Annotated in this window: 13 protein-coding genes and 1 tRNA gene; 5 read left to right on the forward strand and 9 right to left on the reverse strand. The window is 30.8% G+C overall.

Annotated elements, in window-relative coordinates; translation table 11 throughout:
• Positions 1 to 129 precede the first annotated feature (129 nt).
• Positions 130 to 339, reverse strand: coding sequence for a hypothetical protein (locus tag HN894_11420; GenBank protein MBT7143936.1), 210 nt, complete (start codon positions 337 to 339; stop codon positions 130 to 132).
• A 125-nt stretch (positions 340 to 464) separates the two neighbouring features.
• On the opposite strand from HN894_11420, the gene HN894_11425 reads away from it, so the two are divergent.
• The 4 genes from HN894_11425 to HN894_11440 all read left to right on the forward strand — a co-directional run bounded on the left by HN894_11425 (position 465) and on the right by HN894_11440 (position 5,031).
• The gene (locus HN894_11425) at positions 465 to 2,066 is read left to right on the forward strand and encodes a CTP synthase (GenBank protein MBT7143937.1); all 1,602 of its coding nucleotides are present in this window, start codon (positions 465 to 467) and stop codon (positions 2,064 to 2,066) included.
• Between the two features lie 64 nt (positions 2,067 to 2,130).
• Positions 2,131 to 4,032, forward strand: a complete 1,902-nt coding sequence (gene yidC / locus HN894_11430; protein ID MBT7143938.1) for a membrane protein insertase YidC — start codon at positions 2,131 to 2,133, stop codon at positions 4,030 to 4,032.
• 104 nt (positions 4,033 to 4,136) lie between these two features.
• Positions 4,137 to 4,212, forward strand: a tRNA-Pro gene (locus tag HN894_11435).
• A gap of 348 nt (positions 4,213 to 4,560) precedes the next feature.
• Complete coding sequence (locus HN894_11440; GenBank protein ID MBT7143939.1) at positions 4,561 to 5,031, forward strand: hypothetical protein; 471 nt, start codon at positions 4,561 to 4,563, stop codon at positions 5,029 to 5,031.
• A gap of 56 nt (positions 5,032 to 5,087) precedes the next feature.
• Here the strand turns inward: HN894_11440 and HN894_11445 are convergent, their stop codons facing one another.
• Entirely contained in the window at positions 5,088 to 5,570 is a 483-nt protein-coding gene (locus tag HN894_11445) for a hypothetical protein (protein MBT7143940.1), read from the reverse strand.
• A gap of 774 nt (positions 5,571 to 6,344) precedes the next feature.
• The gene (locus HN894_11450; GenBank protein MBT7143941.1) at positions 6,345 to 7,043 is read right to left on the reverse strand and encodes a hypothetical protein; all 699 of its coding nucleotides are present in this window, start codon (positions 7,041 to 7,043) and stop codon (positions 6,345 to 6,347) included.
• 345 nt (positions 7,044 to 7,388) lie between these two features.
• Here HN894_11450 and HN894_11455 point away from each other — a divergent pair, with 345 nt between their 5' ends.
• Positions 7,389 to 8,261 carry a hypothetical protein gene (locus HN894_11455; protein ID MBT7143942.1) on the forward strand — a complete coding sequence of 291 codons (873 nt, stop codon included), beginning with the start codon at positions 7,389 to 7,391 and terminating at the stop codon, positions 8,259 to 8,261.
• Positions 8,262 to 8,619: 358 nt separating this feature from the next.
• Here the strand turns inward: HN894_11455 and HN894_11460 are convergent, their stop codons facing one another.
• The 6 genes from HN894_11460 to HN894_11485 form a co-directional block, all read right to left on the reverse strand.
• Positions 8,620 to 9,918: a hypothetical protein gene (locus HN894_11460; GenBank protein ID MBT7143943.1), complete on the reverse strand. Its 1,299-nt coding sequence runs from the start codon at positions 9,916 to 9,918 to the stop codon at positions 8,620 to 8,622.
• Positions 9,919 to 9,920: 2 nt separating this feature from the next.
• Positions 9,921 to 10,226: a hypothetical protein gene (locus HN894_11465; protein MBT7143944.1), complete on the reverse strand. Its 306-nt coding sequence runs from the start codon at positions 10,224 to 10,226 to the stop codon at positions 9,921 to 9,923.
• 3 nt (positions 10,227 to 10,229) lie between these two features.
• On the reverse strand, positions 10,230 to 10,517 hold the full coding sequence (locus tag HN894_11470; GenBank protein MBT7143945.1) for a helix-turn-helix domain-containing protein: 288 nt from the start codon (positions 10,515 to 10,517) through the stop codon (positions 10,230 to 10,232).
• A gap of 115 nt (positions 10,518 to 10,632) precedes the next feature.
• The gene (locus tag HN894_11475) at positions 10,633 to 11,583 is read right to left on the reverse strand and encodes a hypothetical protein (protein MBT7143946.1); all 951 of its coding nucleotides are present in this window, start codon (positions 11,581 to 11,583) and stop codon (positions 10,633 to 10,635) included.
• Positions 11,583 to 12,899 (reverse strand): site-specific integrase, encoded by a 1,317-nt coding sequence (locus HN894_11480; protein ID MBT7143947.1) that lies wholly within the window; start codon positions 12,897 to 12,899, stop codon positions 11,583 to 11,585. The genes HN894_11475 and HN894_11480 overlap by 1 nt, the downstream gene beginning before the upstream one ends.
• A gap of 298 nt (positions 12,900 to 13,197) precedes the next feature.
• Positions 13,198 to 15,820: hypothetical protein (locus tag HN894_11485; protein MBT7143948.1), on the reverse strand; the 2,623-nt coding region annotated here is incomplete at its 5' end.

Raw genomic sequence — 15,820 nt, forward strand, 5'->3', positions numbered from 1 at the left:
CGCTTCATCAACAACAAGTCTAAAAATAAACTTTCTGAATTTTAAAGGCAATTCATTTTTTTATGATACTGAAAATGCCCGCTATAATGTTGTGCATTTTTATTTTATCAAATACATATAAATAAGAAACTAAAACCAACTGCCCCTTTGTTGAAAAACAGAAATGAAATTTTCTATAGAGCGGTCATATCCTTTTTCAATATCATCTGGAAAATAGCAAGCAGGAAGCTCTCCATTTTTCCTATGATTACTAAGACAATCACAACAAATTCCCTTCTTGCTGCAAGGATACGAACAATTACAAAATTCTACATTTTTTTCTTTAGAACAAGTTTTCATAACAAATTGATTTATAATCTTTTCAAATGCCAAAATTACAAGTTAATTTAATAATAAAGAAATAATTATTAGCAAAAGAAAATTAATTACTTACTTTGCCGATTAACTATATAATTTTTTTGAAAGTGCCAAAAACTAAATATATTTTTGTAACTGGTGGTGTAACCTCTTCCCTCGGAAAAGGAATTATTTCTGCATCCCTTGGAAAATTGCTTCAAGCACGAGGTTTTAAAGTGACAATTCTAAAATTAGACCCATACATTAATATAGATCCAGGGACAATGAATCCATTTGAACATGGAGAATGCTATGTTACAGACGATGGCACTGAAACCGATCTTGACTTAGGGCACTACGAAAGATTTCTAAATATTCCTACCTCAAAATCTAATAATGTAACCACTGGAAAAATCTATCAATCAGTAATTGAAAAAGAACGTCGTGGTGATTATCTTGGCAAGACAGTTCAAATCATTCCTCATATCACTGATGAAATCAAAAGAATGATTAAAATTCTTGGGAAAGGTCAGAAATATGATGTTGTAATTACAGAAGTTGGAGGAACAGTTGGAGACATTGAATCTTTACCATATATTGAAGCATTGAGGCAATTAAAATGGGATTTCGGTCAGAATTGCCTGGTAATTCACCTTACTTTAGTTCCATTTCTACCATCATCGGGCGAATTAAAAACTAAACCTACACAACATTCAGTTAAGATGCTGCTCGAAAATGGTGTCCAGCCAGACATTCTTGTTTTACGAACTCAAAAAGAACTTACTCAAGATGTTAGAAAAAAAGTTGCATTGTTTTGCAATGTTACCATCGATTGTGTAATAGAATCAATAGATGTTTCTACCATCTATGAAGTTCCATTGAAAATGCGTTCTGAAAAATTAGATGAAAGAGTTTTAACCAAACTTGGATTGCAAGACACAGAAGACCCAGCTTTAATTCCATGGACAAATTTCGTATCAAAGTTAAAAGAACCTGAATTTCATACCGAAATTGCATTAGTTGGAAAATATATAGAATTAGCCGATGCTTATAAATCTATTTTAGAATCCATAATACATGCTGGTGCTGCAAATAAAACAAAAATTAAAGTCAATCTGATATCCTCAGAAAATATAAATAATGATAATGTAGAAGAAATTTTCAAAAATATAAAAGGAGTAATTGTAGCTCCTGGGTTTGGGTTTCGAGGTATCGAAGGAAAAATAATTGCTATAAAACATGTTCGAGAAAACAATATACCATTTTTAGGTATTTGTCTCGGGATGCAATGTGCTGTTATAGAATTTGGGAGAAATATTCTGAATTTAGATAAAGCTCATTCTACTGAAATGAACCCGAAAACTCCTAATCCGGTCATTGATATTATGGCAGAGCAAAAAGACATCAATGAAAAAGGTGGGACAATGCGTCTAGGAACGTACCCATGCAAAATTATTAAAGGGAGTTCAATTGAACAAATCTACAATGAAGAAATTATTTCTGAAAGACATCGGCATAGATACGAATTCAATAATGAGTACCTTTCCCTATACGAAGAAGCAGGTATGAAAGCAGTAGGTATAAATCCTGATTCAAATCTTGTGGAAATTGTAGAACTTTCAGGACATCAATGGTTTGTAGGGGTACAATTTCATCCTGAATATAAAAGTACAGTATTGAACCCCCACCCTATATTTGTTAGTTTCATTAAAAATATTATTGGAAACTAATCATCTGAAATAATAAACCTTTTATCAAATATAAATTTATCAAAAGACAATTAATTAATAAGTAATGGATAGAAATCAATTAACAGGAATTTTACTAATAGCTGCACTATTTATTGCATTTTTTTATTTCACACAACCTTCGGAAGAAGAACGTTTAACACAAAAGAGAAAAAAAGATTCTCTCGAACAAGTATATCATCAGCAGGCTGTTGAAAGGCAACAAAAAGCAGCTGAGATTGAAAATAGAGAACAAACTATCGCAAACGATAATGCCAACGATTCTGCAAAATTTGCTCAAATTACAGAAAAATTCGGTTCATTTTCAAAAGCAACAGTTGGCAAAAAAAAGTACATAACTTTAGAGAATGATTTGATAAAAATTAAATTTTCTAATCTTGGCGGAAAACCTTATTCAGTTCAATTAAAAGATTATCAAACACACGACTCTTTGCCATTAATTCTTTTCGATGGAGATTCTTCTGTTTTTGGTTTGAAATTTCATGAAGAACAAAATCTAAAATTATACGATATAACTACCGATCAATTATTTTTCACCCCAAGTGAATCCCAGCCTTCGATTATTGTTACAAATGCTGTAAAAACTATTACATACAAATTAGATGCAGGGAATAATAGATATATTGAATTTGTGTATAGACTAGAACCAAACAGTTATATGCTAGATTTCGAAATAAATATTGTTGGCATAAAAGATATAATTGCCGGGAATTCGAGTTATATAGATTTAAATTGGAGCTATTTTGTTACCGGTCAAGAAAAAGGTCGCGATTGGGAAAATGATAATTCTACAATATATTACAAATTCTATGAAGATGAGACAGACTACCTAACCGAAAGGTCTGAAAAAGAATCCGAAGAATTAAGAACTAAAGTTAGTTGGATAGCATATAAACAACAATTCTTCTCGTCCATCTTGATTTCCGACAATTATTTTCTGAATGCACAAATTGATTCTGAGAAAGTTAACAATAGTAAAAAACACTTCAAACATTTTAAATCAAATATTGCACTTCCATACAAAGGTTCTCAAAAAGAAAAACTTGATATGAGGTTTTATTTTGGACCAAATCATTATCAAACACTTAGCAAATATGATATTGGAATTGAAAAAGTAATTCCTCTGGGCTGGGGTATTTTTGGTTGGGTAAATCGCTTTGCAATTATTCCGATTTTTAATTTTCTCGGTTCATTTATGTCAAACTATGGCTTAATTATTTTGATTCTCACAATTCTTATTAAGCTCGTACTTTTCCCTCTAACATACAAATCATATGTTTCATCTGCAAAAATGAGGGTAATGAAACCTCAGCTTGATGAACTACTGAAAAAAATTCCTAAGGAAAAATCGATGGAACGGCAACAAAAATCGATGGAATATTACAAAAAAGTTGGAGTAAACCCAATGGGAGGTTGTTTACCTATGGTTTTGCAAATGCCAATTTTGATTGCAATGTTTCGGTTTTTTCCTTCCTCAATTGAGCTACGGCAGAAATCCTTCCTCTGGGCAGAAGATCTTTCAACCTATGATGCGATAATTTCCTGGTCAGCTGAAATTCCTCTACTAAGCAGTTTCTATGGAAATCATATTAGCCTTTTCACATTACTGATGACAATCTCTACAATTATCTATACAAGAATAAATCAACAACAAATGGGAGATACATCGGCTCAAATGCCAGGAATGAAATATATGATGTATCTGTTTCCAGTTATGATGTTATTCTGGTTTAATAATTATGCCTCCGGATTAAGTTATTACTATTTTATAGCAAACATTATTACCTTTGCTCAAATGTATGCTATCAAACGATTTGTTGATGATAAAGCAATTCTTAAAAAGCTTAGCGATACAAAGAAGAAACCCATAAAAAAATCCAGTTTCCTTGCAAAACTTGAAAAAAGAGCAAGAGAACAAGCAAAAACAAATGCAAAAAGAAAAAGATAGAAAATGATATATTATTTTCATGGGAATCAAATATTTCAGATGAACTAATATCCTTTTCTCAAATTTCTTGAATCAAATATAATTTATATTTTTGCAGCAAAGTACGGGGTGTAGCTCAGCTTGGTTTAGAGTACGCGTCTGGGGGGCGTGGGGTCGGAGGTTCAAATCCTCTCACCCCGACAACTGTTTAACCTAACTATTTATTTTAAAAGTAGTTAGGTTTTTTTTATTAAGGATTTGTGCAACAATTGTGCAACAATTTTCAAAACTCGATTTATTTGCACAACAATTTTACAATTAGTATTTTTGTCTTAGTCAAATAAATATGACTAAAAGTTCAAAAAAAAGGGTGGTTTCCAAATATGGATTCCGCCCTTTTTGATTTTTCAAATAGTTAATTAGAAATGATTTGTTAAATATTGCCTTGTATTTAATTTAATCGTAGCTTTCACGAAATAAAAAATACTATTACATTATGCTATAAATTGTAGAATAAATAGTTTTGTTAAATATAAAATTCTAATTATTATGAAAAAAATTATTCTTATTTTAGTCTTTTTATCAATTTCTTTTGGAATATTTTCGCAAGATGTTGTTTTGCTAAAGAACGGAAATGTTATGACCGGCAAATTAGTTTCTAACTCAAAAAATAACTATGTTCAGCATTTTATAATTTCAGATAGTGTTTCAAATTTGCTCGATTATGATAAGATTACATGTTTTATAAAAGACTATGAGAATGTTTCAAGAGCCCAATATTTCAGAAAAGCTACAAGCTATTATAATGCATCAACATTAATAGGTTTATTAGGAATGGGTGTAACATTTACCGGAGTATTGACAGATTCGGATTCCCCCGTTTTTTTAGCCTTGGGTGGCTTTTGTGGTTTAACCAGTTTCATTTGTCATATTTCAGCAAATCAACAATTTAAAAAAGTTGCTGAATTAATTGAAGTTGAACTTGCTGCAAATAAAATAGGTTTGAATATTAAGTTTTAATTTCATACTGTTTTCACAATAATAAGACTATTTGATGTAGCATTGTTATATTGCAATTATGCAAAATCTCGGTCGCTAACTTCAATTTCATCTGGCATATTTGCTATCAACTTGGAATGCTGTGCCGGTGTTATACCTAATTCTCCTGCATATTTTAAAGCTAATGCTCCAGCTGACTTCATTCCGTAAACAGCTGGTGCTACTCTACCGCTTAACATTACACCTTTTTCGTTTACTATTTTAACAAATTCCATCCAAACATTCATCTGGAAAGCATACTGAATTATTAAATCTATATTAACAGTTGAAGTAATTCCAAACCCTTTTAGATAATCAAAAACCCTTTCATAAATATCAATCGCATAATCTGATTTTAATATTTCTACCGGAACCGGATAAGATAATAAAACTTCATGCTGTGGTTCATTTTCATTTTCTCTACATTTCCGTAAAGTACCTTGTGCTTCTTTTATAGCTTTAGGAAGTTTTTTTCTTCCCTGACCTTTAGCATTCCTTTTTAATTTAACAACATCCTTCATAATGCAAATTTACAACTTTCTAATTTTGGATAGAAACGTAGCTATTTCTACAACGTTGTACAAATAAACGCCTCTCAAGGAATTTATCTGCCCCCCCCATATGTTATTGATACTTAATCACTTATAAACTATTCTAATTTTTAATATATTTCTTATGGTTGTTTATTTCTTAAACCAAATCAACAATAACATTAATAGATTATGTCAATTAATACTAATATTCTACCAATTATCTTTATTCTTAGAAGACATGTAAGATTCATAAGACATAAATAAATCATGCCATTGATTTGCCTTTAGTGAATTGATGAATACTTCTTTAATAATTTTGCTGTTAACTTGCTGTCTACCCTGAATAAGAGAAGATACAGTAGAAATCATATAGGGGTCTCCTATGGTCAACCTTGATTTATTCTCTTTTATCTCTATTGTCAGTGTATATTCCAGTCATGTTGACCCCTTTAGATTTTGGTTTTAAAGAACGCTTTAAAATGACAAAATTTTAATTGTACACGATTAAAAGACCATTTGAGTATTAAAAAAAACCGCCTCTTTTAGGTTCTGGTTTTTGCAAAGATTCATTTCATAATCACCTTTTTTCGTGTTTCTGAAAATTCTACTATCTTTAGATAATAGTGCTAATTTTCTGCAGTGAGGTTATTGGTTTTATGTAGTCTTCCCCTTTTTCAGACATAGTAAGGTAATTTATTAATAAAATAAGTAGGCACTTTAAAAACAATAAACTTATTATTGAGAGGATTTATTTCTTAATTATTAGATTTTAAAAACTAAAGTTAATGTTGCTAAATTAACTTTAATTTTATAATCATCTTTGTATTTTTCGTTATCTATTATTCTGGTATAATCTACATCATGCTCTCCAAGATTATAGTAATTTACTAATATTGATATCTTTTCATTGAGCTGAAGACCACAACCCAAACTTATTCCAAAACTATTAGCAATATCATGTTCTATTGTTTGTTTTTCGCCATCATACTTTATAACCCAATCTGTAGTTATTAGAGTATTTGCTAAAATAGAGGCATTAGCAAAAAATACATTATCATTATCTGAAGGAAGTTCATATTGCAATCCACCAAAAATTGGAATATTGAAATATCGAAAAAAAGTATGATCCGCCCCTTCAAGTAAGTTTTCAAGATTATCTTTTGTATCATTACTTAAACCATTATAGAATACATTAAGTCCTGCTATAACATCTAAACCTGCAGAATTAACAGGTTTATTATATTTAAGTCCCGCTGCTAACCCGTATGTAGCACCACCAAATTCATCATCTGAGTCGTCAAATTCTTCTCTAAAATCAGCTAATGGTGTTGATAAACCAATTTGAAATGACCATCCATCTTCTCTATCTGTATTTGATACATCTATTTGTGAAAAAACGTTACTATTTCCATACAACATGATGATAATAAACAATAATAAAAAAAAATAAATCCTTTTCATAATATTACTTTTTAAGTTAAAAAAATGTAAATTTAAGATAAAAATTAAATATATTAATATTTGTTCATTTTATAAATAGTGGCTAACATAAGTATAAAATGCAAATTCAGTTTATTTCTTTATCATATTTTTTAATTTCTTTATAAACGAGCCTACTTTCAAATTACAAATTGACAAAATACGCAATAATTGATTAAATCGTTTAGAAATAGTAAAAAAATACTGCAATTCAGCCATCTTGAATAATGGCAGATAAGCTCAACAAAAAAGCAAAATCTTTTAGATTTTGCTCTTTTTTTTATGCAAACATTGTTATAAATTTGTTAAGAATTAAAACGCTTAATTATGGATATTTTTTTAACGATTCTTGTAACAGCCATTTTAGTTTTCATCATTTATAAAAAATCTAAGTCTAATAGCAGTATACCCAAAGTAAAAAGTTCTCAACGAAATGATGATGAGAAATTGCCAAGCGATATTAAGATTGAAATACAATATTTACAAAATTTGGATAAGGAGTATGAAAATCAACTATCAACTGGTGATTCAGTTAAAATATGGGCAAATCCAAACAAAAAATATGAATTAAGGTGTTATCTCAAAGGATATTTTTCGGGTGAGGGTCATATTTCAACATTTGAGAATCGAACTATTTATAATCATCTGGTAGCAGAAAAATTTGTTATTTCAAATAAAGTTGTAAATATTTCAGAAAAAGGTGTTTCTCTTGAAGCTTCATTCAATAATAATCTAACTATCTTGATTGATAGTCCTGAATACTTAAAGACTCAATTATTAAAGAAATATAAACCAAGAGAAACAACAAGTTTTTGTTTTGGATTTGTTGTAAAAAATAGATTACTGCCTAAAGACAACAATAAAAACCTAAGTATCGAAATAAATGTAACCCATGAAAATATTGACGAGATAGTGGAGGCATTAACTGCTAAAAGAGAGTTTGTTGATAGCTATGTAGATTCTTTGAATGATTACATTTGGTTAAACTTTGATGAAGAAAGATTCTCAATCGTAAATCGCACAAAGAGATATGATGTAATTAAGCCAATTAGAGCAAAATTAAGTGGTTGCTCATTCAGAGTTGAAGTTATTTTTGATAGAGCTACTGATAATTATAGAAAGCAGGAACTTATAGACAACAAAAAAACTGAATATTTTTATTATTTCAATATTTACCCTGTTTACAATAAAGATAAGTAAGATAAGTAAAGCATGTTGCATTGAATTTAAGTGATTTTTTCACTATATTTAGAATCATTCTAAATTATTTTAATTTTGCATGAATATACAGAAGTTGCTACATCGTTGTACATAGGAACAACCTCTCAAGAAATAGATAGCCCCCAGTCAATAAGGATAGCCACAAGTTAAACAATTCTAATTTGGTTCATTTTATAGTTGTTTTTACGTTGTAAATAATTTCTTTTAACTGTTAAAGATACATGGCATCTCGTTTGTTTCTCGTTTGTTTTTCATTGCAAATAATTTCCAATTCTTTTTGAATACTCATTTTTTGAAATTTTAATTAATAATTCAATATCCCACTGGGTTTTTTGGGTTAATTTGGGTTTTTAATGTTTTCAATCTCAAATGTCGGTACAACTCCAATTTGTTCAATAAATACTCTCTTCATTATTTCAAGTGCTTTTGCTTCGTGTTGTTTCTTTACAATAATGCTATCATGTATTGTCAATGGTATGATATTGGAGTTTACAAGTTCGGGTGCAATACAATCTATAAAAATGTAGCTCTCTATTTGTTGCATAAAGATTGAAAGTTTTTTATACTTCTTTCGTTTTAGAATTTCGATAACTTCAAATATGTATGGAAAAACTTTTTGAAAATGCTTTTTGTTTTCTTTGTAATGGTCGTTGTGAGAATAGTAAATCTGGAAAACCATTTTTTTTATTTCGTCTCTACTTTTACCTTCAATTGCTGTTTGCAAGTATTCGTAAAACTCACCAATTTTTGTTTGTTCAAACATCAATGATAAATTAACCAAATTGCATTTATTTTGATTTTGGTTATTTTTTAAAATTCTCTTTAAGCTAATAATACCAAAGGTCTTCAAAACTTCTCTAAATAAAATATCATACATAATACCAGTATGCTGTAGGTTGTTATTATTTATAGTATTTATTAATATGGATAGAAAGAAAGGTTGAGAGTTTTTTAAATCGATGCTTACATAATTTCCAACAATAAACGGTCTTAATTCCTTCCATAAACTTGTTAAATTAGTGTTGAGCCGATTATTTGATTTACTTCTCGAAAAATATCTCAATCGTTTATCTTGAAGGTGCTGAACAGCTACGTGATGTATTATCACATTTTTAAAATTATCGCTTTTAGTGTTCTGTATGAATTGTAAAGCTGAATTACTGTCAAACTCTAATTTCATAAATTCTTTATTCATTAGCCGCAAATATTCCGACATTCTCGAATAGTGAGCTTTCCTGTTAATGTTATATTTTAATACTTTTTTAAAAAGATTTGTTTTCGGGTCTATGGCAATTTCTTTGATAGATTTATCAAGTAAATATTTTTTATTAATTCGATACCCTTTTGAACGTTCTCCTTTTACATAGTTTTCTACTTTCAAAAAATAACCATTTTCTAAAATAGTTATGTATTTACCTATATTAGAAACAGTTATAGATTTGAATTTTTGCATATTGATTTTAATAAATGTTTCATTTTCTTTTGCTGTTAGCATTCTATAAGCAAGGTAATGAACAATATAAAAGAAATACATGACCTTATAATGATAGTTCGGAGGATTCTCTTTCAAATATTCTTTTAAGTCAATTACAAAAGATTCAGGCAAATGTATTATGAACGGTTTTGCCAATCTCATTACTAAAAAAGTTTGAGTTGATTGTTAGCCGGAATTAATTCAGGATTTGTTGTGTAAAATCCGACTTTACTATATTTAGAGATTGGACAAATTCCTTTCCTTATTAAATAAATATTATTTTGCTTTCGTAGTGTGTCGATGTACCTACAAATATTTGCTCGCATAATTCCGGTTTCGACAGATACCATAAGCATCGTTGCGGGTTTTCGGTAAAGTGTATCAAATACAACTTGTAATTGTGCCTGTAAACGATTATCTTTGTTTTTACCATTTCGAAAGATATTTAGGCTGTTTTGTGATTCGTTCATAATTCAGCCTTTTTTTTCGATTACACTTTGGATACTGCTTTCAGTAAAATAAACTCGATTGCCTATTTTCTTACTTTCGAGGATTCCTAATTTTCGCCAACGCCAAACGGTAGTTGTGCAAACTCCAAACTTTTCTTCAATCTCTTTGGGGGTGTAGAGTTTTTCCTCTTTTTTGTCCAGTATTTCACTGGCTGTTTTGCTTGCTATTTCTTTACCAAAAATTAACAAGTCTTCACCCGATACAGTTACATTTATGGTCGGGTTTTCTTTAATAAATTCATTTAATAACATAACTAATAATTTAAATTCAATTACGAAAATAAATCAAATAAATGTCATTAAAAGGCTGACTATCAGATACGTAAAGAAATACGTATAATACGTAAAGTTAGCCGTAAAGTATCGTTTAAATAGTATTCAAATATGATTTATCAGGATACCACTTAAGATTATTAATATCTGTACATTTGTGGTTTTGAAAACACTCATTTAGGCAATCAAACCATTGAACTTTTGTTTTATGGATTGCATATCTTTTTTGCAACAAAAATATGATATGGTGTAAATCTGAATTATTACATTCAGGCTTAAAAGTTTTATATTCCGGCACTACTTCACCCTGTTTAAAGTTTTGATTTATCCAATAAAGAACATCTGCTTCGTTAAGAATAGTTTTACCCTTATTATTTTGAGAAAACAGTTTTATAGCATCTTTTTTGAATTGCTCGAAATTGCCTATTATTTCAATTTGAAATTTGGGTTTTAGTTCCGGTTCATCTGCTTTAGATTCCGGTTTTAGTTTTTCAAGTTTTTCAATATGTTGTTGAAAATATTCTTTATAATTTCTGGTATGGCTTCTACTTAACAGTTTATCTACCTTATCGCAAGTTGTATTTATCAATTTTATCTTTTCGGATTCATCATTTATCCTGTCAATAATAAATTCAAAATCAGTAAACTTTTCATCATATTTCTGTTTATCATTCTCATAGTTTTCATCTGAATTGTATTTTGGAAATACTGTCCAATTATAAGGAGTATTACCATTGTATTTATAGTGCGAATAAGTATCAGCATTATTTACTTGCTCCAATATAAAAAGTTTGTTCAACTGCTTTGCCTTATCAAGTTTAGGTATTTCAATTTCATTACGCTTCATATTTGGGTTTGCGAGAAACAAATTATTCAATACTTGCTGATTATCGGAAATACACGTTTCAATAATTGCCAAAATTCCTTCAATAGTATATTTATAGTCGTTTCGCTTCATATCCTGAAACAATAATTTAGGATTTTCGGATTGCATCAACTGCTCAAACAAATACAAGTCATTATTATAATTATATCTTTTTTCCATCACTTAGCTATTTTCATTTGTTCCCTATTCCAAAACTCAAGCATCTTTGTAGCATGTTCCTTTTTGTCTGCTTTTATGTATTTGAGAAAACTTGTTTCGGTGGTATGACCGGAAACAGCCATGATCGTTATAGTAGGAATCCCTTTTAAATAATTATTTGTGCAAAAGCTTCTGCGGGCTGTATGTGAGCCCATCAACTCATATTTTGGAACATGTTTTATTAGTTGCTTACCATTGGTCATTTTCTTTTTCTCATGCTTGTCCTCTATTCCTGCTATTTGTGCAGCTTCTTTTAGGTAGTCGTTAAACTTTTGATTAGTGATTAATTTAGGTAGTTTTCCGCCATATTTAAGCAGTATTTCTTTAGTAGTAAAGTGTAGAGGAATAACTACTTTTTCGCCTGTTTTGTGCTGTGTAAGCTCCAGAAAATCGCCTTTTATGTTGTCTTGGGTTACGCTGCTCCAGTCTCCATAACGTTGCCCTATCCAACAACCAAAAATAAAGGTGTCTCGCACCCGCTCAAGTCTTGGTTTGTCTGAAAAATCGTATTCATAGAATTGTTGAAGCTCCGATTCATTCAAATAAATATTGTAGGTTTTTTCCGATGGTGTTCTAAAACTTCGACTTTTATATTTATTGTAGGGGTTCAAGTCTTTTTCCTTAGCATCATTCAGAAATATTTTTAAGGTCTGAATTTTTTTGCCGATGGTGTTGGTTGCTAAATTCTGCTCTCGAAGAAATGCAATAAAATCTTGGTAGAACTCCAAATCAATATCCACAAAATCCGGCTCCATATTTTTCTTTGCATACTTCTTTAAATAGTCAAATGTAACGATGTATTCACGTCTCATTTTGTAACATACTGGATTGTCTGTTTTTGGGTTCAACCTCTTATGAGAATTGTCTATGAAGTATTGAATAAACTCAAATAGGGTTTTTGGGTTTTTGTCTTCGTATTTTTCAGGGTGGTAGTGTTTATCAATTGAAGTAAGTAACCAATCTTTATTTATATTCTCTTGAAAGGTTTCTTTTTCAAATGATTTTTTGATATGATTTTCAAGGTCGTTTAAGTCATTTTGAAAATCCTCACTATCTATAAATTCAGTTCGTTGCCTAACTTTACCCTTCTTTTTGGGTAGTTTTCGCCCTCTATTATCTTCTTCTTCACTGTCTCCATTATTCCAGAATTTTGGATTAATCTGTTTTGGTGTCAATGCCCTTAGGTTAAATTTGCTACCGTTGCTAAATCGGATATAAATCTTTGCAACTTCAGCTTCTTTTTTAGAGCGGATGAAATAATCGATTTTCAAAGCCATAATAAATATATTTAAAAAGTTCATTACAAAGATAAAAAAATTGTGCAACAATTGTGCAACATTTTTTAAAACTGTTTGAATCTATTGCAATAGTGAGAACTTTTTGCATTTTTACTATTATAGCTATTTGCCTAATTATCTGGCTTTTAGATAATATTTGCTAAAATTAGAGATTGCACAGTATTACAGGGTTTTGCATAAGGTAGAGTGCTCTCACCCCGACTTTATGTAAATATATTTAAAGAAAAATTACCGGCTTTACAGTTTTATTTCTTTTAATTTTTACACCACCTCACAACTATTTCACATATATCACAATTTCGGCAACAGAAGCTGTTGGTACTTCTTTACTTATTCTTATGTATCGAGTGTTTATATCAATAATGTGAGGTATCCATGCTAAATATCTACGACAAGGATCAGTGAAGATTGGGGTCCAATTTCCGGGTGTACCATAAGAAAAAGTTAAATCTCCACTACTATTTTTGTCATATATATATATATTACCAATATTATACTCTTGCCCTAAATCTATGTAACAAGAATATGGATATGTTGTAGAGCTATATGGAGTTGCCCATGAATTTGAAGGATGACCTCCAAATCCGAAGTATGGATCTCCAGCAATATTTTGTTCATCAACATAAGCCGCTACACCTCCATGACCAGATTCATCTACCATCATAGAGGTATCAAGAAGAAGTTTAGTCAATCCACCCTCAATAACCGGGAAATTGCTTCCATCAGTAACAACAACAAAAACTGGGCGTTCGCATACATCAATATCTACAGTATAATTATTTATTGGTATTATTGTTTCAACTCCAACCGTACTATTTACTTGCATTTCAACTAGTAAAGCTTGTATTTCATTCGGGGATAACTGCAAGCTAAAATCCTCTACAGTATTTTGATTACTGGTTGGACACCAAACTGCATATACTGAGATGTTAGGTGTTTGATTTGTAAATTTATATACCATTACATCATTATCTCCAGAAGGGATTTCTGAATCAAAGAAAAATCCTTTTAATCGATTCTTCATTGTATAAACATAGTACCAGGAAGTTTTTGGAAGCCAAAAAGAATCATCTGGCAACAACAATCCTGATGTTTTATAATTAGTAGAAGAATTTACATCAACATCTGCTAACATATACATATGTGCTTTGTCAAGTTTCGCAGCAGCTATTGCAAAATACGATCTTATAATCCATTGAGCCTGTACCTCTTCAATACTAAAAGTTCCAATTGCTGGAGCTCTTTGGTTGGAGTTTGCATGTGTATCATAGCCAAATTCTGTTATCCAAACTTCCACTCCAGGTAGGTATTTGTTCCTATAGTGAACAAACTCTTCCAAACGCTCTTTCAAGGCATCATCTTCTGGCGAAATTCCAACATCACCAGCATATTGAGTACCTCCATCGTTACTGTAATTGTGTACGTTAATAACATCCCAAGGGAAATCGCCATTCCTATAATAATCGCTCCAAAGTTTCAGTGCTCTAATGTAATCTAATTGAGGATTTGCAATTCCACTCATCACGAATTTTGCATTTGGGTCGGCATTTTTTAAGCCAATAGATGATCCAAGTGAATCTAAATGTCCATCACAATCTGCACTTGACATTGCAGCATATTCATATGGTAAGAAAAATCCACCTCGACCATCCCACCATCTATCTTGTTCATTCCAGTTTTCATAATAACTGACATAATTTAGACCAGTAAGTGGCTGAAGTATAGGATTAAGCTTTAACAAACTTGTATCTATTTGAGTACTACCATATCTTGCTGCGAACTGGAACATATGGTCGCCATGTTCGACATATGATTCTGGGGAAAGGGGATTTTCATTTTCGCTAATTGGTTTATGGTTCAACCTATTATATTCTCCTTCTGCTATCCACATAGTGCTATTTTGAACTGCCGGACTGCAAATAATTCCCATATTGTTAATGTTTTGATAAAAATTATCGAAATCCCATCCAGTACTTGGAGAATACCATTCGTTCTCATTGTTTGGATACCCTGGATAACTAGAACTCAAATTACCTTCTATCCACATCCATCTGTGGTATTCTCTTATAGTCCCGCAAACTTGTAATCTTCCCAAAGGGGCATTTACAAAGGCATTTACACCTATGATTTCTTCCATCGGAGCTATTGAATGTTCTGTTTCTGAAGGTTCAGGCTGAATATTAGTCATTGCATAACCATAAACTACTATTTCAGAAAAACGAGTTTCTTCATTTTCAAGAGTAACTCTGATGTATCGACTTTGCGTATCAACAACATAACTATTCCAAGTATTAGAATTCAATAAACTATCTGTATATGATGAAGTCCAGTTAAAAGGTGATCCTAATGAGATTGTTACCGGTCCAGGGATTGTATCATTTTCATCATCTTCATCATCGAAAAGAAATATTTCTGTTATGAAGTAGTCTGCACCTAAGTCAATAAATGCACTGCCCGGATACAACCAATCTCCACAATTCATATCCCATCTGTTGCTTACCATTCCTCCTTGATTATTTGCAGGATCTCCTGCTGAAAATTGCTCATCAACTAATAAAGTCGCATCGCCTTGTACCCACTCGTTTAATATCATTTCCTCTGTCAGAATAACTTTCTGCACAGCACCTCCAATTTCAAGCTCTGTTTCTCCAAAAGCAAGATTTGATAGTTCAGATTTATTCTGAAAATCATCATATGCATATAAGGCAAAGTAGTATGGGGTGCGAGAATAAAGACTATCAATGCAAATATTTTGTGTTGTACCTCCTTCTTCTATTACTATAGAATTTGAAATTTTCTTAGCTTGATCGAAATTTTGTTCAGTAATTGGCAAATAACTATATCTGATATCATAAATTGAGGCTGTTCCTTCAAATTCATCATCGCCAGTAGCTGTCCAA

This window comes from Bacteroidota bacterium, assembly GCA_018692315.1.
Classification (GTDB): domain Bacteria; phylum Bacteroidota; class Bacteroidia; order Bacteroidales; family JABHKC01; genus JABHKC01.